The organism is Siphonobacter sp. SORGH_AS_1065 (assembly GCF_030818595.1).
Lineage (GTDB): Bacteria > Bacteroidota > Bacteroidia > Cytophagales > Spirosomataceae > Siphonobacter.
Map to the genome: position 1 here is coordinate 2,232,111 of NZ_JAUTAM010000004.1, position 20,190 is coordinate 2,252,300.

A 20,190-nucleotide genomic window follows, 5' to 3' on the forward strand; every position below is an offset into this window, starting at 1 on the left:
TAACATTACCGCTGCCAGCGAAAAGCTGGCAGCATCAGTCCGGGCTTTAGCCATGTAGATTCTTCAAAACAAATAATAGCAAAGTCTGAATTTTATGTTATCAGCTTTTCAAATTACGAAAAGGAAATCATTAATCCTGGATCAACACTTCCAGTTCATACGCATCTATTGACTGGGTTTCCCAGGGCCTTTTTAGTTGGAAAAAGATACGGGCACGCCCGGATTTTAAAGCTTTTATGGTGAAGACCTCGCTGGCATTTTCTCCCATACGACCGTTAGATACGGACTGAAAACTTTTACTGATCTGGATACAGGAATCTCCCGTGAGTTTGGCTTCCCACTCATAACCAGAGGTACTTTTTCCGGGAAACGCCTGACTATAGGTTTCTTCCGTTTTGAGTTCAATGCGTTTCATAGTTTCGGTATAGAAAAGAAATCGTTGACAGCGATTATAGTGCTGTCAACGATTGAGACCCTGAAATGGGTCAATATAAATTACAGATTATTCCACGGTACGAATAGTCCAGAAATCCTGGCAAAACTGGCTACTGGTGATGTAGGCATAAGGCATCCAGAAATTTCCGCCTAGTCCCCAGTTTTCACCCCATGAATTTCGTACTAATACGGCTTGCTTCGCATCGTCATATCCAATTGCCAATACAGCATGGCCACCTCGTACGTGTTCGGTAGCCAGGTTCGGAAGGGGCATTATTCCCGTCTCACGAACCGCTTGCGACATAAAACTGTCGTATACAGTGAAACCAAAAGAAAAAGGGAAGCCTTCACTTAAACAACCTTTAATGGAATTGAGGTTGTTCGGCACTCTCCAATACGAAAGGACCTGATTCTTCAACGCTTTCTTGTAGCAGGTTTGTGGGGGCTTTTTCGTGAATTTGGAGCCCGGTGCCGAAGAGTCATCATAGGTCCAGTCGGCTTCGGGGCATACGCCGTCTTTGTTGAGCGATTTAACGCCATCCCGCAGAAAAGCCCCACTATCTGATAGAACCGTGTTTATCATCACTCGCTCATTGTAATATAAAAAGAGCCGAGAAGGGCGAAACGTGGGTTTTTGCTGCTGGGTCTTCGCAAATTCGAAGGCCGCACCCAGAGCATTAGCCGTGCAACTGCCCAGACCACCCTGATTATAAACGGGAGGGCATCCCGGACTTAAATCTACGCTGGCCGGTAATGCCTGCATAACTTTTAGCGGAGCGGCATAAATGTAGTCCCGGGCGTCGGGAAGGTCTGGCAACCAGCCAAATTTGAATTCCTGTTCCATGATTTGTGAGCGTTAGCTGAAGGGTTTTATAAGAACGCGTACTATGAATTTTTCAGAGCATTAATGGCATCGGTCATCAGAATCCAGCCGTCGTATCGACTGACCATTAACAAGACTCTTCGCTGGCCTAATAGAAGATTACTATCGGTGGAAAGCTGTTTCCACAAACGTTCGATGTCCTGTTCGTTTTGAATGGATTGGATTAGTTCTGTGGAAATCATTCCGTTTTGCAGTCCGGCAATGATAATTTGCGTCACCAGCACCTGAGCTTCCTGAAGCCGCTCAACGTTCTGATTGAATTGGTGTTGAATCTTTGTATACAGAGCCTGAAGTATACGAAAATAGGCTGTGCTCTGCATGTCACGTTTGCCAGTGATAAGCTTTTCAAACGTAAAGGGATTTACACCTCGCTGAACGGTCACGAACTCCATTTTCAGATGCTGAATCCAGACTTTAAGGTCATCTTTTTTCTCCCTTTCGTATGAGGTTTCAAGAAGATTGAGCAAAGCAAGCAACGCTGTATCCGTCTCAAAATCACGCTGATTATATAAGGTCATTACCCGCCCCAATTGCTCCAGTGTTTGAGTCAGTTGGGCATTTTCGTTGGTATAGAACTTTTGCATGGCTTCTATTCAAATTCAACGATGTTCTTTTCGCGGTTGGTTGCTTCATCGATGATGGTTTTTACGAAAATGCCTTCTTCCATGATTTTTGCCTTGATCGTAAATACCGTGGAATCGCTGCTCCCGTCTTTCACTAGTTGCGTTTCGGGGTTCACCAGAAGGTTAGCCATTTTAGTTTGAGATACTTGTGTACCCGCAACAACAGCATCCTGAATTTCTTTCAGCGTTTTCCGAAACAGCTCATTGCTTGGATTTTGCCGTTTGTATTCATCCATTAAGCTGTTTTCTTCCAGTTTTTTATAAAAGATTTCTGCCCATTTTACCTGAATAATGCTTTCGGGATCTTCGGGATCGGTGTTATTGAGAAGTAGCTCATAAAATTCATCGATGATCGGATCAATGCTGTCGGCCCGAAGCGGCTGATCCGAAAACTCTCCCCGACCTCTGATTGGCTTAATAATGATCGGACGAATGAAAATAGGCTTTTTCATTTCCGGGTCATTGATAAGTTTGATGTCCCGTATGAATCCTCTTTTTTGTATCAGAATGATTCGAATGCAATTGGAAATCTTAGTCATCAACAGATTTCGAAATTCTTCTTTCTTCAGAACAAACTCCAAAATAGCCACAAATTTCGCCCCTGAGATTAATACGGGAATGGTCAGATCCATTTCGGGAATCTTAAACCGAGGTACGGAAAAGAACTTTAAGATATCATCCTTAGCATATTGTAGAGCAAGTTCTTTAGCTACGCGGTCGGCTTGGTCGCGGGCACGGGTAATCTCCGAAAAGATAAACCCAACGTATTCAGAAAGGGTGATGTTCGACATGGGGGTCACATGTTAGCCGTTGTTCAGGAAAAAGAGCATTGGTCAGCATACTTCCCGAAAGCTTCAACGCTGAGGCCGATAGGCTTTCAGGAAGTGGTCTGGATAGGTATCAAAGCTGTTTTCTAGGCGGCCAGCATGCCAAGGATTTTCTCCAGTCCGGCAGGCATTTCATCCTGCACGGCTTTCACGTTGATGTTGAGGGCGTATTCTTTTTTAACCTCCACTCCCGTGGTCGATTTTCGCTGATACGACGCCGAAACTTTGAAGCTGACAGGTCCCCAACCGCCTTTTGCTTCTACTCCAACCTTAATTGAGTCAGAAATACTGGAAGTTTCTACGGAGTTAAGTTTTACATTGAAGTCAATAATGGCGTGCTCAATCCGTAAACTCGGAATAGGAAGGATAGCTAACAGAGGTACCTTAAGGTGTATTTCCTTGTCATTTGGGGTACCGTCACTGTTAACATCCTTTCGAGTGTGCGTGAAATCTACCATGACCAGCTCTTTTTTGCCCTGATCCGTTTCGGTGAATCCAACCGAATTGATAAAATTGACAGTTGCCAGAGCAGAAGCTACCTGAGCGTCCACAACCGCCTGAAGTGGGCCACCAATCATTTTCCTGAAGTCGATGTTATTGAGCTCGGAGGTGAGATTGGTCGAAGGAGCTCCCAGCGGAACCTCTTCCCGGGCGGTAATGCTGTCCAGGGTTTGGTTCGCCAGTTCGAGCCCTTTCTGTAAAGTTTCTTCCTCGGAAAGCTGGACAGAAGGCGTGTCCTCTTTCGCAGGTTTGGGCTTGTTTGGTTTTGATTCTTCCTCTGCCATTTTTGTATAGGTTTGAATGGGTGAACGGTTCAGTGATCTGCTTATAAAAGCGAGATAACTGAACAAAACTGGCAGGAATTTCAATGAGGAAAAATCCCATAATTGAGGGACAATTATAGGGCTACTTACAATTACTAAGTAAAGCTCTTGAGGAGCGAAGGGAAATTGATTAGTGGGTTTAATTTGCTTATTATGAGAGTATTAGTTGGTTAATGCTACTTCTGTTTTTTGAAAAATTCAATACAACAGAGGTTGAGATTCAGCGGTAGGTAGGTCAGGTTCTAGCTGCCAGCTTTTCTTGCTGGCAGCGGTTTGCATCCGGCATTTCGCGAACAGGGTCTTGTACGCTTTTAGGACGGTTGCACGGGCATTCGTCAGAAAGAGTTACTTCTTTAAAATTCCTCCTTCAACGCTATCGTTAATCAACTGTTCAGCGTACTGCCAGAGGGTGTCAGATCCGCGTTGAATTACTTGTTTCTTGGCATAGACCTTGTCGTAATTCACACCGAACTCGTTCCAGGTACCTCCATTATTCGATGTATTTTGCAGAAGCGGTTCGAGTCGGTCCATGGCTCGGGCAAACTTGGCATCGTTGGTTTGCTGAGCTTCAAACTCTTCCCAGAGAGCTATGAGTTCATGAGCCTGATCTTCCGGTAATAAACCGAAGATACGTTGAGCGGCTGCACGCTCTTCTTCCGTATTATCATGGCTTTTCTGAGCGTCATAAATAAAGGTATCACCCGCGTCGATTTCTACGATGTCATGAATAAGCAACATCTTCATTACCTTCAACAGGTCAACCGGGAAATTGGCATGTTCAACCAAAACCATGGCCATCAAAGCGAGATGCCAACTGTGTTCGGCGTCATTTTCGTTCCGGTCGCTATTGAATAACTTGGTCTTCCGAAGGATGTATTTCAGTTTGTCAACTTCTTTGATGAATTCAATTTGCTTGAGAAGATTCTCGATTTCCATGCTTTAAGCCATTTAATTGATCGTAGCAAAATTGAATAGTAAGGGCGGGCTGACAATTGCCAATTGACAAGAAATAGTTTCTTGTACCGTTCGAAGTGTTACTTGCAGTGGAGGAAAAGGGCAGTCTAGGGCTAAGGATAGTATCAGTGAGTGATGTCTGGTACGTAATGGTTTGCTAAACACTGGCAACCGAATGCATGATAAGCCTGAAACAGCACGATTAACTTCCCGAAAATTTAAAACTTCCGGGAAGCGGGCATGAGAAAATCACTAACGATACCCTTCTGCCTGTAATTCAAACAATTCAGCATACCGGCCATTTTGAAGTAAGAGCTCCTCGTGCGTGCCGATTTCCAGAACCTTGCCTCCTTCCAGCACCAGGATACGATCAGCCATGCGAACGGTGCTGAAACGGTGCGAAATCAGAACCGCCGTTTTTCCTTTCGTTAACTCCGCAAATCGCTGGAATACTTCGTATTCGGCCCGGGCATCGAGGGCAGAAGTGGGTTCGTCCAGGATTAATAGATCGGCTTCCCGCAGATACGCCCGGGCCAGGGCAACTTTTTGCCATTGGCCGCCTGATAACTCAACGCCACCCGAAAACCGTCGTCCGAGCGGTTGATCGTACTGGTGAGGTAAGCCAGCAATGACCTGATCCGCGAGGCTATGTTCGGCTGCTTTTTCGAGGGCCAATCGGTTTTCCCGTTCCATAATATCGCCCACGGCAATATTATCTCCCGCCGAAAACTGGAAGCGTAGGTAATCCTGAAAAATGACGCCAATGTGTTGTCGTAACTCTTCCAGATCGTAATCCTTCAAGCTATACCCGTCCAGTAAAATCTGACCTTCATCGGGATCATAAAGTCGGCCCAGCAGTTTGACTAAAGTCGTTTTTCCCGCACCGTTTTCCCCGACTAAAGCCATTTTCTCCCCAGCTTTCAGGGTAAAACTCAGGTTACGAACGGCCCATTTTTCGGAGTTGGGATATTTGAAACCCACGTTATCAAAAACAAAGCCCTGTTGAATGGGACTCGGAAAGGAACGCGGCTGAACGGGTGAAATGATTTGAGGCTGAATTTCGAAAAATTCGAATAAGTCTTTCAAGTATAAAGCTCCTTGTGAAATGCTGTTGAATCGTCCCAGAATACCTTCCAGTAAACTCCGAACCTGCCGGAACGAACCCGCCAGAAAGGTCAGGTCCCCGAGGGTTACCCGGCCCTGAACGGTCTGAAAAATCATGTAACCATAGGCGGAGTAATAACCTACCGTACCGATGGCGAGTAATAAGCTACCCCAACCCGCCCGTTCAACAGCAAGCTTTCGGTTTTCCTGGAAGTATTGCTCCGAAAGCGTTTGATAGCGATTGATCAGAAAATCCGACAAACCAAATAACTTGACTTCTTTAGCGGTATCGTCGCTGGCTCCCAGGTAACGGTAATAATCCAGCTCTCGTCGTTGGGGTGTCCAGCCGTAGAGGAGCGAATAACTTTTAGCGTTGAAGTGTAATTCGCCCAGAAAAGATGGAATAACTGCCACCAGTAATAGCACTAATAACCACGGAGCAAAACTAATTAACCCGACAGCCAGCGAGGTTATGGTTAGAAAATCCTGAAGTTGCGAGAAGGTTTGCGTCAATAGCTGCGTGCGGCCCGCCGTTTGCTGCCGGGCTCGTTCGAGTTTATCATAAAAAGTCGGGTTTTCGAATTGAGACAAATCCAGCGTGGCGGCGTGTTTCATCAGCCGAACGGAAGTTTGATGAGCATACCAGTCTCCTAGCAGGCTTTCACTCAGGGAGATACCCCGGCTTAATAAATCGCTTCCAATCGCCAGTCCAAATTCAATCGCTATCAAGACCCATAAATGCGTAAGGTCTGAGGAATGAATGGTTGCTAGACGCACTACCTCGTCAATAATCAGCTTGCCTACGTACAAACTCATCGTTGGCACTGCCGAACGAAGCAAACGCAGGAAGAGGTTAAGCAACGTCAGCGAAGGACTGGTTTGCCAGATTTGTTTAAAAAAAGCCGGTAAATTCCGCAGGGCTTCGAAGCGTTCGCGGAAGGTTAGGGAAGTATCAGAAGATTCAGTATTACGTTTTCTTGCCATTGTATAAAGTCAACGCAAGTAATACCCAAAAAAATCCCGCCCGGAACTTCTTTAAATGCAACATAGTTGCAAAAATATATCAGGGTTCATATTCGCCACTGAAATGGAATATGGAACGCCCTTTTTATCCCTGACATCATACGATCAATCTTTATGAAATTTGACGCAATTATTGTGGGCGGCAGTTACGCAGGCCTTTCGGCAGCGATGGCTTTAGGACGTTCTCTTCGGAATGTATTAGTAATTGACGGAGGCGAACCCTGTAATCGGCAGACGCCCCATTCGCATAATTTTATTACCCAGGATGGACAAACGCCGGCGGCTATTGCAGCTCTGGCAAAGGAGCAGGTGCTAAAGTATCCCACGATTACTTTTGTTACAGACAAAGCTATTAAGGCCGAAAAAGTGGACGATAGTTTTGAGATTCGGACGGAATCAGGCAAATGTTTTTCGGGGAAAAAAGTAGTACTGGCTACAGGGGTTGTGGATCAGATGCGACCCATTCCGGGCTTTGCGGAATGCTGGGGAAACACGGTTATTCATTGCCCCTATTGCCACGGCTACGAAGTGCGAAATGAAAAAATCGGTATTCTCACGAACAGCGATGCGAGTTATGAGTTTGCCCGGTTGATTAATAATTGGTCCAAAGACATTCGGATATTAACCGACGGAGATTGCGAAATTCCCGAAGAGAATCTGGAGAAGTTGCACTATAAGAAATTTCCCGTCATCGAAGGAGAAATTGAAGCTCTGATTCACGAAAATGGAAAGCTTCAGAAAGTCCTTTTCAAAGACGGGCGAGAGCTGGAATTAACTGCTATTTTCGTACGCGTACCCTTCCAGTTTGCTACCGATCTGCACGAACAACTGGGCTGTGAACTTAATGATCACGGGCACATAAAGGTTAATGATTTACAGCAGACCTCAGTGCCGGGGGTATACGCGGCGGGCGATGCCACTACGGGCTTCCGGTCGGTTGCTTCGGCGACTGCTACGGGTAATAAAGCCGGGGCATTAATTAATCATGAGTTGATTCACGAAGAAGATATTTAGGAAAGGAAGAGCAAATGCTCTTCTTTTTTATTAAATCGAGGAAATGCAAACGCAATTTGCCTGGGCCGATTAAACCTTCCTACCTTCGAACGATCATGTATATATGGCAATGAGGGGTAAATATCATTTAAACTTTTGGGAGATACGTTTACGCAGGTATCTCAAAAAAATCAGCCGTAGTTCGGGCTTTCAACAAATCAATCACTGGTTCATCGACCATAACCTATCGACCGCACCTCTGCGGGCAGCTCCTTTATGGATTGCTTCGGCTTTGGTAGGCTTAATGGCTGTGGGCTATGAAAAAATATTTGCCTGGGTTGAACATGCCGGGATGCACTGGTACCAAAGCCATCCGTACCTGATTTTCATTACTACGCCACTCTGTTTTTGCGGAGCCTGGTTATTAACGTATTACATGGCTCCGTCGGCTTCGGGTAGCGGTATTCCCCAATTGATGGCTGCCGTAGATTTGGCCGAAACGAAAGCCCACTGGAAAGTCGATAAGTTATTAAGCATCCGCATTGCCTTGGTAAAGGTAGCTAGCAATCTGGTTTTGCTTTTGGGCGGAGGAGCAACGGGGCGAGAAGGCCCAACGCTTCAGATTGCCGGATCTATTTTTGAGTCGATTTACCGACTGATTCCTATTACCTGGAATAAAGTTTCACAGCGGGTGATGATCGTTACCGGGGGAGCTGCCGGTTTGGCCGCCGCCTTCAATACGCCTTTGGGTGGTATTGTATACGTGGTGGAAGAGCTTACCAAGGCTCACCTGGCCGTTTTCCGAACAGCGGTACTTAGCTCGGTGATTATTGCGGGTATGACTAGTCAGTTTTTACTCGGGCCTTATCTGTTTTTGGGATTTCCTAAAATTACCCGCTTACCCCTTGAGTATATCTGGCTGGTGGTTGGTATTGCCTTCATAACTGGCCTGGCGGGTTCTGCTTTTACCAAATTATTACTGTTGATTTCAGCCCTTCGAAAACGCTTTCAGGGACTCAGCCGACAGCTACTGTTCGTTACTGGACTGGGCCTTTTGTTTGCCGGAATTATTTATTTCTCAGGCATTCAGGCCATGGGGTCGGGGAAGGAGTTAATCAATCAGGCTCTGTTTGAGGGCACGCAGCATATTGCCTGGTATGCTTTCCCGGTTCGTTTTATTGGCAATGCCCTGTCATTTTCAGCGGGAGGAGCCGCCGGAATTTTTGCTACTTCATTATCTTCCGGGGCTATGCTAAGTTCCTTTTTGCTGGAATATGCCATTACGATTCCCACGCAACACCATAACCTATTGATCTTGGTAGGTATGATTGGTTTTCTTACCGGAGTAACCCGCACGCCATTTACCTCCGCCATTCTCGTGCTGGAAATGACCGATCGACATTCAGCCATTTTCTACTTTTTACTGGCGGGCATCATTGCCAATGTAGCAGCCAGTCTTATTCTCCGTCATTCCTTTTACGAAATTCGAAAAGAAGAATTCCTGACTCAACCGGCTTAATTTAATCCTTAGGTATTGATTGATAGTTCTTGTAAAAAGTCTGACCCATTTCATGAAAAATCGGTCAGACTTTTTCTTTAGGAAGAGCTTAGTAAAGAACCTCCCACTCAAAACCATAAGCCGAAGGCACTCCAACTCAAATACATTTCGTATTTTCCCTTTTCAAAACTTCGTACTCCCCATGAAATATCTGTCCCTTTTAGCTATTCCTGTTTTATTAATCACCAGCGTTTCCTGTCGGAAAAATTCGCAGAAACTCAGTAAAGGAGCCTACGAATTCATTACGGACGACCCGAACGCCAAGCCTTTTATTTCCGATAAAAAAGGTGTTTTTGAAAAACACGTGATGGTGGCTTCGGCTCACCCGGCAGCTTCAAAAGTAGGGGCGGAGGTCATGAAAAAAGGAGGTAATGCGGTTGATGCAGCCGTTGCTACGTTCTTTGCTTTAGCCGTAGTTCACCCTTCGGCGGGAAACCTGGGTGGCGGAGGTTACATGGTATTTCGGGATAAAACCGGACAAAGTTTTGCTCTGGATTTTCGTGAAAAAGCTCCGTCAGCGGCTTTCCGTGATATGTATCTGGATTCGCTGGGTAACGTCGTACCTAACATGGCCTGGCTGGGACCTTCGGCAAGTGGTGTACCGGGCTCGGTAGATGGCATGGTAATGGCCCATCAGAAATTTGGGAAAATGAGTTGGAGAGAAGTCCTTCAACCCGCCATTGATCTGGCCGAAAAAGGGGTGTCGCTCACTGAAAATGAAGCCAAAGGACTGAATCGGGTGCGTTCAGATATTAAAAAATACAATCCCGGTGAGCCTTATTTCCTGAAAATGGAACCCGATACGCTGTGGAAAACAGGCGAAAATTTTGTTCAGGTTGATTTAGGGAAAACGCTCCGCCGCATTCAGGAAAAAGGGCGGGCGGGCTTTTATGAAGGCGAGACCGCTGCTTTGTTAATCAAAGAAATGTCCGTAGCAAAAGCCCCCATTGTGCAGAAAGATCTGGATGACTATCATTCGGCCTGGCGAACGCCCATCGCGGATACCTATCGTGGGTATAAAATCATTTCCATGTCGCCGACTTCTTCGGGGGGAATTGCCCTGGTTCAGTTAATGAAGATGGTGGAACCATTCCCTCTCAAACGCTGGGGCTGGCACTCGGATTCGACGACGCAGGTTGTTATCGAAGCCGAACGTCGGGTGTATGCGGACCGGGCTAAGTGGCTGGGCGATCCTGATTTCTTCAAAGTTCCGGCTAAAGAGTTACTGGAACCTGCATATCTGAAAAAACGCTGGGGCGATTTCAACTGGGCCCAGGCCAGCGACTCGAAAGCCATTTCGGGTGGAGCTATAGCGGGTTATGAAAGTAATGAAACCACCCATTTTTCGGTGGTCGATGAGGAAGGCAATGCAGTGTCGATCACCACGACGATTAATAATGGGTACGGCAGCCGGGTTGTGGTAAACGGAGCCGGATTTTTGATGAATGATGAAATGGAAGATTTTGCCGTAAAACCCGGCGTGCCTAACATTTACGGATTAGTTGGAGCGGAGGCTAACTCGGTTCAACCCGGTAAGCGAATGCTTTCCAGCATGACGCCTACGATTGTGGAAAAAGACGGGAAGTTATTCATGGTAGTTGGAACACCCGGCGGCTCAACGATTATTACCAGCGTTTTTCAAACGATTAGTAACGTCATTGACCACGGCATGGGCATGCAGGAAGCGGTCAATGCTCTGAAATTCCACCACCAGTGGTTACCTGACCGCACAACTTACGAACGCGGTGGTTTTTCAGATAAAGTGCTCAATACCCTGAAAAGTAAAGGATATGTCATCGAACCTCAGACCGGAACACTGGGCCGTATGGATTGCATTCTGGTATTACCTAATGGCTCGCTCGAAGGAGGTTCCGATCCCCGGGCGGATGATACCAGCGTGGGTTGGTAAGTAATACAAAAGCAGAAAGCCTGATCGATTCGATCAGGCTCTCTGCTTTTCTTAGTGGATTGACTACATTTTGACTTTGCTATCCTTGTCCAGATACGTTTTGTTACCGCTGGAGTTGATGTAATACTGACCCCCTTTGGCTCCTACGTAAATGTTACGACCTTTGGCATCTTTGCCTATCATTTTGTCCGTTCCTGCTACTTTTTTCTGAACCGTAGCGTCGGCTTCGTCTTTAGTTACCTTTTGAGTTACTTTTTTAGTCTCAGCCTTCACCTCCTTCGCTCCCTGCTTTACATCCGCTTTGACTTCTTTCGCTTCTTTCTTTACGTCAGTTTTTGCTTCTTTTACTTCCTTATCGACCTTGGTTTTTACTTCCTTAGCTTTCACGTCGGCTTTTGCCTTGGTTTCCTTGGCATCGGCCTTAGCTTTTTTCACTTTATCTTCTGCAGATTGAGCCTGCGTGGTAAATGTAACTCCTAAAAATAGTAGAGCTACGGCCAGTAACTTGTTCATAAACTTGGTTGTTAAGATTGAAAATTAAAGTTTGTTTCAGGCAATATTATTCATTAACGGTACTTCATCAAAAAGACTGTACGAACCGTTAGGGGAATTTTGTTTAAAAGTCATCAATTGTTTGATTGTCAGTGAATTAAGGTAGGTTAAATCTTCATTAATACGCTTTTATACCGTAAAAGACGGGCTGAATTAGCTTGTTTTTTATACCTTACCTTTTCAAACCAGACTTTAATCATTCCTTGAAACTTTATACTATTGACGCTGGTCATTTTAAGCTTGACGGTGGGTCCATGTTTGGTGTAGTGCCAAAAGTGCTCTGGCAAAAACTTACCGAGACGGATGCTAATAATCATGTGCCATTGGCCATGCGATGTTTATTAATCGAAACCAGCGATCGGCTGATTTTGGTGGATTGTGGGATGGGCGATAAGCAGGAAGCTCGCTGGCAAAATTTCTATTACCGTCACGGCGAAGGCGATTTAATCCAGTCCATTCAAAAAGCTGGCTTTAGTCCGAATGAAGTAACGGACGTATTGCTGAGTCACCTGCATTTTGACCACTGCGGAGGAGCGGTGCAATGGAACAGCCGGCGGGATGGGTATGAGTTAACCTTCCCAAAGGCTCATTACTGGACTCACAGTGATCACTGGGCCTGGGCCATGAAACCCAATCCCCGGGAGAAATCAACTTTTTTAAAGGAGAATATACTTCCCATGCAGGAATCCGGCCAGTTGAAATTTGTGGATCAGGAATCCTTTGGCACGGAAATAGAGCTACTGACGATGAATGGGCATACCGAGAAAATGCTATTACCCAAAATCAAAGTAGGGGAGCAGACGGTAGTCTTTACGGCCGATTTATTACCCACCTCGGCCCACGTGCCCATCAATTACGTAATGAGTTACGACATCCGACCTCTGGATTCGATGATGGAAAAAGAGAAATTTTATGAACAAGCCCTTGCTGAAAACTGGATTCTTTTCTCCGATCACGATCCGCTTCACGAAGCTCTGACCATTCAACAGACTGAAAAAGGGTATCGTTTGAAAGAAGCAGGACCCTTAACCGAATTCCTTTAAACCAAATAGTTAGCCATGAACCATTCGCAACAACCCGACGAAGACAACTTTATCCAACGAAATACAGCGGAAGGAGAAGAAGAAAAGAAAAGCAAGCCCGAAGACATTCCGCAGGAAAATGTATTGCCTTTAAATCCAGCATCTGAAGAGCCAGAGGAAGCAAAAAACGGCAATGATGATTTTGTAGAACGGAACGACGAGGATTAGAGAGAATAAAAAACGCTCCCGTGATGCACAGGAGCGTTTCAAAATCTTAACCTCTAAACCTATTTATGATTCAAAGGTAGAGCGGAGAACAATACTGAAATTTGTTATTCTATCAACTGTATGGTTTATACGTCAGACAGTAATTTTTGCCACCAGAACGGTACCTTATACGTCATAAAAAGTTCGGCATGAAAGCTTGCATAAAATGCCAGGAGTTACTATCTTTGAATCAACCCCTCCTATCTCTCTGTTTGCAAAACCTGATAGGAGTTAAGAAAGCCTGGCATAGTGTCGGGCTTTCTTTTTTGTGGGTAGCCTAGTTGTAAATAGAGACAAGTAAAGACACTTCTGATAGGGCTTTGTGGGGTTGGCGGAGAGATATGGGTTGGTTGGAAAAATATAAGCCCTTTCTTCGTATCGTTTTTCCCTTCTTCGATCGCAAGTAGAGATTAAGTATACTAGGTATGGTAGAACGAAAAGCATGTAAAAACTGCATTTCGTAGTCTGAAATCAACCATTAATCGAGAACCTATGACAAACACGCCTTCTTTGCTGTACTTTAGCATCACTAAATCATTCAGATGAGTGGCGGCTTTGAAGAGTGATTTACAGAAAAAGCCTGCTTATGGAAATAAGCAGGCTTTTTTGTATCATGATTAGCTTGGTAATTGTAATAGAAGCGGTTGAGCTATTAGACAAGAAATCATAAGACATTTCAAAAGATTCTGTGAACCCTTAATGCAGTCAATTAAGGTAAGTCCTTCCAGTTGATGTTAGAATTAGTAAGGAGAGATTCTAACCAAGATCGATCTATGACTCACGAGTGTTCCGTAGTCAGCTGCGGAAAGAATATAAAGCTCAAAGAGGTAGTCGCATTCTCTTTTTAAAAGATCATAGCGTGTTTTTCCCTGGATTCGTTGAGAATCAAGATACGCAGGTGGCAGCCGATTGAGTTGAACCAGATTGATACCCTTATCTAGAGCAGGTAAAAGCTCTAAGAATTCAGGCGTTGGCAAAACAAAGTCAAAGTTTACTTGTCGGGCTTTAACGGTTAGATTCATTGAATCTTTGGCTACTGGTAGTTCAAAAGAATGCCAATCAGCATAGGGGGAGGTTTGATGATGGTGTACCCAAACCATTGAATAGTCTTCTCGAATCAAATGTTTGATAATGGCATTGGTAGCAAAATCAAGAATGATTTGAAAATGCCCCGGATAGATTTCTCGAATAGTATTGATGTTGGCCTGCCAGTTCATACGTTAGAGCATGGATTCAAATAAATACTAGGGCATTCACTATAGGCACACCCGTGTGAAAGGGTACTTGCTTGACCCTCCCCGGTAGTTAAAAGCGTTTGACCTACCCCCAGAGTGTTTGCTAGGAGGTTTTTGTATTGAAGTAATTTGTGGTCTCAGATGATCTTCAAACGTTCAAGGATCGTATTGAGGAGTACTATCAGCCAAAAGGTTAACCCACTTAGCCAGATGATCCATGTGCAGACGTCTACGGCCTTGTACATGCGTTTCTGTTGAGAGGTGAACTTAGCCTGAGAATACTCATTTCTCAAAAACAGTTGGATCTTCTCCCAGCTTGTAAGTGTAAAATAGGTAGAAGCAAATGGCTTAACACGATCCGGGCTTAGACTCTGATCCAGGTTGTGCTTAAAATACATTTTAGCGAAGTATCCTACGATGAAGGTGAGCATGCTTAAGGCCCAGATACTTTGAAGGATGTTGATGAGCATGAGATGTGCTAGCCTAAGTGTGTAAATATAGGTAATCCCCTCAATCGTCACAGGATACTAGATAGCTAACCCTAATTTGATAAACCGAAATCGCTTGATAATCAGCGATATGATTTTTCCTCTGTGCAAGTTATTGGTCGTTAGTCATCACAAAGGGCCTCTACGGCGAACTATATAAACTATCTGTCCGCTCGCTTTGCTTACTGCCAGTAGACTCGTTAATAGGTGATTCGGATTATCTATAAGGTGGGATTATTCCACCCCTTTTGCAAAAGGTAACTCTGGATTACCTTATAGGGTAATTAGAGAGTCCAAAGTTGGACTTTCCGTTTAAAAAGTGATTCAGGATCACCCTTTAAAGCAACGGCTGCTCTAAGGACTAGACTATATCTTGAATGTCCTCTTCGTCTCTCAATGTATTAGGTAGGAACTCTTTAGCAGTCGTTAATATTCGTTCCCATTGCTCTAAGGTCAATACTACTTTTTCAGCTACGGGATAAATGGTAAGCGAAAGCTCCCGGTGGTCAGTAATGCCGATTTACATAAATGGATTGACCTGCTCTTCTTGAAAGAGTTCCAGATAAGGATAGGTTACATTAATATCCCCTACCTTTTCAATGCGGATGGATGTCATGGTTAATAGAATGAAGGGTAGTCAAAGGTAACGCAAACTTATAAGTCGTCAATGATAAGGTCAACTCAAATCTGAGTCGGCTGACTACCGGTTCTGGCGGCATTATAATGTCTTTTTGGGAGATATTTGAAAACATTCTATCTTGGCTTTTGTGACGATCTCCACCTGTTATGTTTAAATACTTTATCCTTTACCCTTTACTGTTAATGGTGGGTTGTAAGTCCAACTCTTCATCACCTGACTATTTTGATCGAAGTTTTATAGAGAGCTTCCCATCTGATTTTGATAAAGAGTCTGAACTTCCACCACCGCTTGAAGATAAATTGGTCATTATATGTAGCAAAGGATTTAAAAGTAATAACGGATGTATATAGCTTAAAGAAGCTTTACCAGAACAAGTACTATAAAAGCTATTCTATCTATTATGATTATCTATATGATTGTTTTAATCAAAAGATATCTATTACATGTAATGAGGCAAAAGATATAGCTCTTCGTTGGCATATGGTCTGGAACAAGCCTTTCAAATTAGATCAAGACATTGTTCAAACCTACCAAACTCACGGCTTAGAGTATTTATTAAATGCCTTTGGTGAAAGATCGAGAGCATTTCTGAATAATAAGGAAAAGATATACACGATGGGCAGGTGGCATTATGGTACAAAGGCTGCCACCTTTTTATATCTCTGCTTTATCAATGGCGGTACCATGGCCTATGACGATTATGTAGGTCAATATTTTATCTCATTCCCTAGGCAGTAGGCGAAAAGATCATTTAGAGTTAGGTTGCCTATTTTACACCCTAGACCATTTGATTAATATAACGTTTGATTATACAACAAGAAACCTCAATGAATTTCAATGATTTGTATTGGCATGACTCTACTATTCAATCCATTAGTATCAAGCGAGATAATCCTGGATACAATGACAGCATCATATTTGAAATAGACTGGTATGACACAGGCCTAGGTAAAATCATCTTTTATGACGTACTCAAAGCCAAGTTTGATCTGAATTTTGGAATGATAGTGCGTGAGTCGATATTAAATGCAGAATGTGTCGAAGTGGATGAAAGCTTAGCGTTACTCAGAGAGCAACAGAACGACTTCTTTTTAACTTACGGTCTTAATTGCTATCTAATTAACACTAATTCAACCGCTAGTCAGATAAAAATCTATGCAGCTGGGTTCCAGTTAGAAGTCTAGTCCTAAGTTCAACATAAAAGCACTTATAAAACTTTGATTCTATAGATCATCATGGATGAATTTTTAACCGAAATAAGTTGTGAATTTATCATTACAAGTAACCAATTATCTCATCATCAGATAACTTCTTTATTAAATATTCAGCCTACTAGAGCCTTTAATAAAGGCGAGACCAGCGTTTCTAAACATTCAGGATCCATTCTTACTAGACCTCATACTTTATGGGCTTTCAAAACGGAAGTGCTTCGAAGCGAATGGATTGACCCATCTATGTCCCAGCATCTTACACTTTTAACCTCCATTTTTGCAGCTAAACAATCTTTACTGGAAGAGTTGAAAGATAGATTCGAGTGCGAACGATGCTTATTTATCTGGATCAATACAGAAGAAAGTGGACTAGGTATGGATATCAAGTCTTCAGATTTATCTATTATAAATTCATTAGTTGACCACTGGCACTTCACGGTTATTCCTAACTGTACATTTGAATAGCAATAGAGTAGCTTATAACATTTTACAAACAACCCTCTAGAAAATGTAGATCCTAGCGGGTCGTTTTGTTTATAATCTTACTCTCTTGAAATTTAAAACCTTTGATTGCTCTATTTTAGAATATTGCTTCTCTACAGGTACTCCACCTCTCCAAAGGAATGGTTCGTATATCCCATTTTTTTCCACATGATACATGGAACGATAATCAAGCTTATTTCGGTGTACCTGTGGGGTATCCTGCCGGTTTTATCGGCAAGGTTAACCCGCAGGTTAAATCAAGTCTTCACGGTAGCTCCGTAATCATTACAAAAGACCGATGTACCGTCCCCTATAAAGAAACCGCTTCACTTTCTCCTCTTTTTTATATAACCCTTCTACGCTCTAGTTTATCTGGCAGTCAGGATAAGCTGGATGAATGATAGGAAGCTTGAGCGTTCTAGTTTTCGGCTGAAACGTAAGATTCCATTGCCAGGGGGATCAGATCTAACCTTTCGGACGCTGGAACTAATTAAGACGTTCCGAGCAGCCAGTTAGCTGAATCTTTTCCGTACAAGCCAGATAAACACTCCTCATCGGGGTGTTTATTTTTTCTGATCAGTGCAGGTCTCTTTCTGAAATAGTTTTTTTATTGCCACCTTAGAATCTGTATTAAACTACTGCCATGGCGGTTTACATAACATTTGATTATAAAACATCAATGGCGTTGAAGAAACCATTCCTATTATTTCTAAGTACCATTTTGATCTTTTCCTGTGATCGCTTTATGCCTGGGGGCTTTTGGCTAGAATATCAAAAGGAAAAAATTACTCAGAATTTCAGCGATCAAGGTCCTTGGGGAGGGTCTCGAACCATAATGTGGACAACATCTTCTAACCAAGCGTTTACAAATGCAGTGTCTTACGCGGTTAACCACAACTGGACCTTCATCGATAGCGTTCATATTTCTGAGAACATGCCCATTTCTCAGTTATCAAGCCACTTTCCTAACTGGTTCAACGATGGCGGTACTATTTTAAGTTTTAAATCAGAAGTGCTAAATGTAGACTCAGATACTGATAGCACTTACCTAGCAGATGGCTACATCATTTTCAATGAAACTAGAAATCAAATGGTTGTCTATCACAAATGGGGACAGTAACAATTCAACATAAAAGCACTTATACAAAAGAAATAGCTCTCAGTTTAGGCAAGCTCTGATAGACGTTTTCTAGTACTGCTTTTGGGGCATCACTAGTAGCAAGAGAAGTAAGGCTTTTCTCAAGTAGGGTGGTAAAGGTGGCCAGTTCGAGCGAATGATTACGCCAATAGGATGGACTAGTTTTCAATACACTTACCAATAGATCCCCCTCGTAAAAGTCGCCTTCTGCAAGAATATCGACTTGCAACTTGTCTAGAGCTAAGGGAATCAGCCAAGTTAGACCAATGTTCTGGCCAATCATAACCCTTAAATCTTCAGTCGAGTAACTTTGTAGTTTCTTGTCCCTCAATTTATAGCAGGTTGCTATTAAAGAGGATTCAAATTCAGTTGAATGAAAAGGTTCACTCGACTCCAACTCATTTATCGACTTTTCTAAGAAACTGATCATATTTAGAAAGTGCTTGCATCTTTGTTAGCTCACATAACATAACCGCAGTTATAGAACAACCTTTTAGAAAGTATAATGCCATAGGTGGTATAGGCTGCAATATAGCTTGCTAATGAACTATTCAGAAGATTGAGCTATACGTTCCCCTAGCATTTTCGTATCAATTTATAGCATACCTCATCCGAGCGAACGAGATCAAACTTAAATTTATGCAAAGGCATTTCGTGATACAGTACTTCTACCTTTAAACCCGCTTTATATTTCTATGAGATAGGAGGGACCATATACGTAGTAGCTGATAATATCAGTGACTTCATGCTATCTTTGCTTGAGTCCGTTGTCCACCGTTAACCTCTATGAAACCTTTTTCTAGTGTAATCATCCTACTTACCTTTTACTTCATTACTAGTGCCTGTAAAAAGGGAAATCTACCTGTTCCTACACCAGAACTTATCGGCACCAATACATCTGTATTTATCTCTGATCTAGAGGGAAGGTTATACTCGTTTAATGCTCAGACTGGAGATATTCTTTGGGAAAAACAAGTAGAGGGAACCATGATTGAAGGTCCAGCAGCTTCAAATGGGCTCCTGTACACTAATAATAATGGTCGTGAGATCCAGGCTCATGATATGAAAACAGGAGAGATCGTTTGGAAAACATCATTTGCTAGACCAGGCCTTGGGGTATATAAATTTGCCTCTGCTGAAGGGGTATTGTGTTCGGCAGGCGAGGACTTCATTGTGGGTCTGGATGCCAGAACAGGCCAAAAGAAATGGGAGATGAAACCTTCGGTTGTCCTTAAAGATACACCTAATTCAAAAGCATATATACTTCGTGCCTATGATGGACTCATTTATGGCACCACCTATACTAGCATATTTTGTATAGAACCGGCTTACGGGCAGGTTCAATGGCAGACCTATGTAAGCCCTCAGTTTGGCTTAACCTTTTGTTTTAAGAATAGTAGCCTGTATACTTTTGTTACTGAAGTTGACCAGAGCCGAACTACTGAAACCGCTATAAGTTATAATGAAAGGTTAATCCAGATTGATGCCAAAACAGGTAAGGCAAAATGGGATAAACAGGTCAGTTCAAATAATTCCTCTTCTAGCCTTGTGAGTTCATATGTGGTCGGAGCTACCTCAAATACTATTGTGATTTCAAGCCATCAAAACTACGCCATGTACTCGCGAGGGCTTTCCATAAAAGATGGCAAGCAAAGATGGAAAATGGAGTTTGCAAGATCCAATTCTCCCGTAGCTATTCATAACGATTTTCTTTATTGGAGTAGCCTGAATGGTAGCTTGTACCAAATCAACGGTGATGATGGATCGTATCAAGCCTTTTACAATACCAATGGAAGGGGCTATCCCTACCAACCCGTCTATGCCAATGGCACCCTCTTCCAGATCAGTACAGATCGGCACCTATATGCCATAGAAGAATCAACGGGAAAGGCGTTGTGGACGGTCCCCCTCAAAGGAGAAGTAGATAGGAATGCCAACCCTATTGTACTCGATTCCAATCAAAGCCTATTTCCCAGTGATCGTTAGCTCTGTTTCCTAGCTAGCATTACACCGTTACACAT

General features: G+C 43.4%; 20 protein-coding genes. 9 read left to right on the forward strand and 11 right to left on the reverse strand.

Annotated features, from left to right (window positions below):
* Positions 1–130: 130 nt before the first annotated feature.
* From QE390_RS09975 to QE390_RS10005, 7 genes are all read right to left on the reverse strand, one after another.
* Entirely contained in the window at positions 131–415 is a 285-nt protein-coding gene (locus QE390_RS09975; RefSeq protein WP_307142018.1) for a protease inhibitor I42 family protein, read from the reverse strand.
* An 87-nt stretch (positions 416–502) separates the two neighbouring features.
* Complete coding sequence (locus tag QE390_RS09980; RefSeq protein WP_307142019.1) at positions 503–1,279, reverse strand: C1 family peptidase; 777 nt, start codon at positions 1,277–1,279, stop codon at positions 503–505.
* 41 nt (positions 1,280–1,320) lie between these two features.
* Entirely contained in the window at positions 1,321–1,902 is a 582-nt protein-coding gene (locus tag QE390_RS09985) for a hypothetical protein (protein WP_307142020.1), read from the reverse strand.
* A 5-nt stretch (positions 1,903–1,907) separates the two neighbouring features.
* Positions 1,908–2,732, reverse strand: a complete 825-nt coding sequence (locus QE390_RS09990; protein WP_307142021.1) for a hypothetical protein — start codon at positions 2,730–2,732, stop codon at positions 1,908–1,910.
* Between the two features lie 122 nt (positions 2,733–2,854).
* The gene (locus QE390_RS09995; protein ID WP_307142022.1) at positions 2,855–3,553 is read right to left on the reverse strand and encodes a DUF2589 domain-containing protein; all 699 of its coding nucleotides are present in this window, start codon (positions 3,551–3,553) and stop codon (positions 2,855–2,857) included.
* Between the two features lie 384 nt (positions 3,554–3,937).
* Positions 3,938–4,528, reverse strand: coding sequence for an HD family hydrolase (locus QE390_RS10000; RefSeq protein WP_307142023.1), 591 nt, complete (start codon positions 4,526–4,528; stop codon positions 3,938–3,940).
* A 270-nt stretch (positions 4,529–4,798) separates the two neighbouring features.
* Positions 4,799–6,634 carry an ABC transporter ATP-binding protein gene (locus QE390_RS10005; protein WP_307142024.1) on the reverse strand — a complete coding sequence of 612 codons (1,836 nt, stop codon included), beginning with the start codon at positions 6,632–6,634 and terminating at the stop codon, positions 4,799–4,801.
* Between the two features lie 153 nt (positions 6,635–6,787).
* On the opposite strand from QE390_RS10005, the gene QE390_RS10010 reads away from it, so the two are divergent.
* From QE390_RS10010 to ggt, 3 genes are all read left to right on the forward strand, one after another.
* Positions 6,788–7,687 (forward strand): NAD(P)/FAD-dependent oxidoreductase, encoded by a 900-nt coding sequence (locus QE390_RS10010; protein WP_307142025.1) that lies wholly within the window; start codon positions 6,788–6,790, stop codon positions 7,685–7,687.
* A 109-nt stretch (positions 7,688–7,796) separates the two neighbouring features.
* Positions 7,797–9,185, forward strand: a complete 1,389-nt coding sequence (locus QE390_RS10015) for a chloride channel protein (RefSeq protein ID WP_307142026.1) — start codon at positions 7,797–7,799, stop codon at positions 9,183–9,185.
* A 181-nt stretch (positions 9,186–9,366) separates the two neighbouring features.
* A complete protein-coding gene (gene ggt, locus QE390_RS10020; protein WP_307142027.1) occupies positions 9,367–11,133 on the forward strand; it encodes a gamma-glutamyltransferase in 1,767 nt (588 codons plus the stop codon).
* Positions 11,134–11,196: 63 nt separating this feature from the next.
* On the opposite strand, the gene QE390_RS10025 is transcribed toward ggt, so the two are convergent.
* The gene (locus QE390_RS10025) at positions 11,197–11,646 is read right to left on the reverse strand and encodes a hypothetical protein (protein ID WP_307142028.1); all 450 of its coding nucleotides are present in this window, start codon (positions 11,644–11,646) and stop codon (positions 11,197–11,199) included.
* Between the two features lie 242 nt (positions 11,647–11,888).
* On the opposite strand from QE390_RS10025, the gene QE390_RS10030 reads away from it, so the two are divergent.
* Positions 11,889–12,728, forward strand: a complete 840-nt coding sequence (locus QE390_RS10030) for an MBL fold metallo-hydrolase (protein ID WP_106636817.1) — start codon at positions 11,889–11,891, stop codon at positions 12,726–12,728.
* 15 nt (positions 12,729–12,743) lie between these two features.
* A complete protein-coding gene (locus QE390_RS10035; RefSeq protein WP_307142029.1) occupies positions 12,744–12,935 on the forward strand; it encodes a hypothetical protein in 192 nt (63 codons plus the stop codon).
* A gap of 779 nt (positions 12,936–13,714) precedes the next feature.
* Here QE390_RS10035 and QE390_RS10040 read toward each other — a convergent pair.
* Positions 13,715–14,191, reverse strand: a complete 477-nt coding sequence (locus QE390_RS10040; RefSeq protein WP_307142030.1) for a hypothetical protein — start codon at positions 14,189–14,191, stop codon at positions 13,715–13,717.
* Positions 14,192–14,346: 155 nt separating this feature from the next.
* Positions 14,347–14,679: a hypothetical protein gene (locus tag QE390_RS10045; RefSeq protein ID WP_157830328.1), complete on the reverse strand. Its 333-nt coding sequence runs from the start codon at positions 14,677–14,679 to the stop codon at positions 14,347–14,349.
* Positions 14,680–16,140: 1,461 nt separating this feature from the next.
* On the opposite strand from QE390_RS10045, the gene QE390_RS10050 reads away from it, so the two are divergent.
* From QE390_RS10050 to QE390_RS10060, 3 genes are all read left to right on the forward strand, one after another.
* Positions 16,141–16,521 carry a hypothetical protein gene (locus QE390_RS10050; RefSeq protein ID WP_307142031.1) on the forward strand — a complete coding sequence of 127 codons (381 nt, stop codon included), beginning with the start codon at positions 16,141–16,143 and terminating at the stop codon, positions 16,519–16,521.
* A 51-nt stretch (positions 16,522–16,572) separates the two neighbouring features.
* Positions 16,573–17,013, forward strand: a complete 441-nt coding sequence (locus QE390_RS10055) for a DUF4279 domain-containing protein (RefSeq protein WP_307142032.1) — start codon at positions 16,573–16,575, stop codon at positions 17,011–17,013.
* A gap of 661 nt (positions 17,014–17,674) precedes the next feature.
* Positions 17,675–18,151 carry a hypothetical protein gene (locus QE390_RS10060; protein WP_307142033.1) on the forward strand — a complete coding sequence of 159 codons (477 nt, stop codon included), beginning with the start codon at positions 17,675–17,677 and terminating at the stop codon, positions 18,149–18,151.
* A gap of 19 nt (positions 18,152–18,170) precedes the next feature.
* Here the strand turns inward: QE390_RS10060 and QE390_RS10065 are convergent, their stop codons facing one another.
* Complete coding sequence (locus QE390_RS10065; RefSeq protein ID WP_307142034.1) at positions 18,171–18,599, reverse strand: contact-dependent growth inhibition system immunity protein; 429 nt, start codon at positions 18,597–18,599, stop codon at positions 18,171–18,173.
* A 356-nt stretch (positions 18,600–18,955) separates the two neighbouring features.
* Here QE390_RS10065 and QE390_RS10070 point away from each other — a divergent pair, with 356 nt between their 5' ends.
* Entirely contained in the window at positions 18,956–20,155 is a 1,200-nt protein-coding gene (locus QE390_RS10070; RefSeq protein WP_307142035.1) for a PQQ-binding-like beta-propeller repeat protein, read from the forward strand.
* The last annotated feature ends 35 nt before the right edge of the window (positions 20,156–20,190 follow it).

What these genes read in the sequence shown, in the direction of transcription:
- QE390_RS09975 (WP_307142018.1), bottom strand. Translation starts at nt 415, where the DNA reads ATGAAACGCATTGAACTCAAAACGGAAGAAACCTATAGTCAGGCGTTT.
- QE390_RS09980 (WP_307142019.1), bottom strand. Translation starts at nt 1,279, where the DNA reads ATGGAACAGGAATTCAAATTTGGCTGGTTGCCAGACCTTCCCGACGCC.
- QE390_RS09985 (WP_307142020.1), bottom strand. Translation starts at nt 1,902, where the DNA reads ATGCAAAAGTTCTATACCAACGAAAATGCCCAACTGACTCAAACACTG.
- QE390_RS09990 (WP_307142021.1), bottom strand. Translation starts at nt 2,732, where the DNA reads ATGTCGAACATCACCCTTTCTGAATACGTTGGGTTTATCTTTTCGGAG.
- QE390_RS09995 (WP_307142022.1), bottom strand. Translation starts at nt 3,553, where the DNA reads ATGGCAGAGGAAGAATCAAAACCAAACAAGCCCAAACCTGCGAAAGAG.
- QE390_RS10000 (WP_307142023.1), bottom strand. Translation starts at nt 4,528, where the DNA reads ATGGAAATCGAGAATCTTCTCAAGCAAATTGAATTCATCAAAGAAGTT.
- QE390_RS10005 (WP_307142024.1), bottom strand. Translation starts at nt 6,634, where the DNA reads ATGGCAAGAAAACGTAATACTGAATCTTCTGATACTTCCCTAACCTTC.
- QE390_RS10010 (WP_307142025.1), top strand. Translation starts at nt 6,788, where the DNA reads ATGAAATTTGACGCAATTATTGTGGGCGGCAGTTACGCAGGCCTTTCG.
- QE390_RS10015 (WP_307142026.1), top strand. Translation starts at nt 7,797, where the DNA reads ATGAGGGGTAAATATCATTTAAACTTTTGGGAGATACGTTTACGCAGG.
- ggt (WP_307142027.1), top strand. Translation starts at nt 9,367, where the DNA reads ATGAAATATCTGTCCCTTTTAGCTATTCCTGTTTTATTAATCACCAGC.
- QE390_RS10025 (WP_307142028.1), bottom strand. Translation starts at nt 11,646, where the DNA reads ATGAACAAGTTACTGGCCGTAGCTCTACTATTTTTAGGAGTTACATTT.
- QE390_RS10035 (WP_307142029.1), top strand. Translation starts at nt 12,744, where the DNA reads ATGAACCATTCGCAACAACCCGACGAAGACAACTTTATCCAACGAAAT.
- QE390_RS10040 (WP_307142030.1), bottom strand. Translation starts at nt 14,191, where the DNA reads ATGAACTGGCAGGCCAACATCAATACTATTCGAGAAATCTATCCGGGG.
- QE390_RS10045 (WP_157830328.1), bottom strand. Translation starts at nt 14,679, where the DNA reads ATGCTCATCAACATCCTTCAAAGTATCTGGGCCTTAAGCATGCTCACC.
- QE390_RS10055 (WP_307142032.1), top strand. Translation starts at nt 16,573, where the DNA reads ATGGATGAATTTTTAACCGAAATAAGTTGTGAATTTATCATTACAAGT.
- QE390_RS10060 (WP_307142033.1), top strand. Translation starts at nt 17,675, where the DNA reads ATGGCGGTTTACATAACATTTGATTATAAAACATCAATGGCGTTGAAG.
- QE390_RS10065 (WP_307142034.1), bottom strand. Translation starts at nt 18,599, where the DNA reads ATGATCAGTTTCTTAGAAAAGTCGATAAATGAGTTGGAGTCGAGTGAA.
- QE390_RS10070 (WP_307142035.1), top strand. Translation starts at nt 18,956, where the DNA reads ATGAAACCTTTTTCTAGTGTAATCATCCTACTTACCTTTTACTTCATT.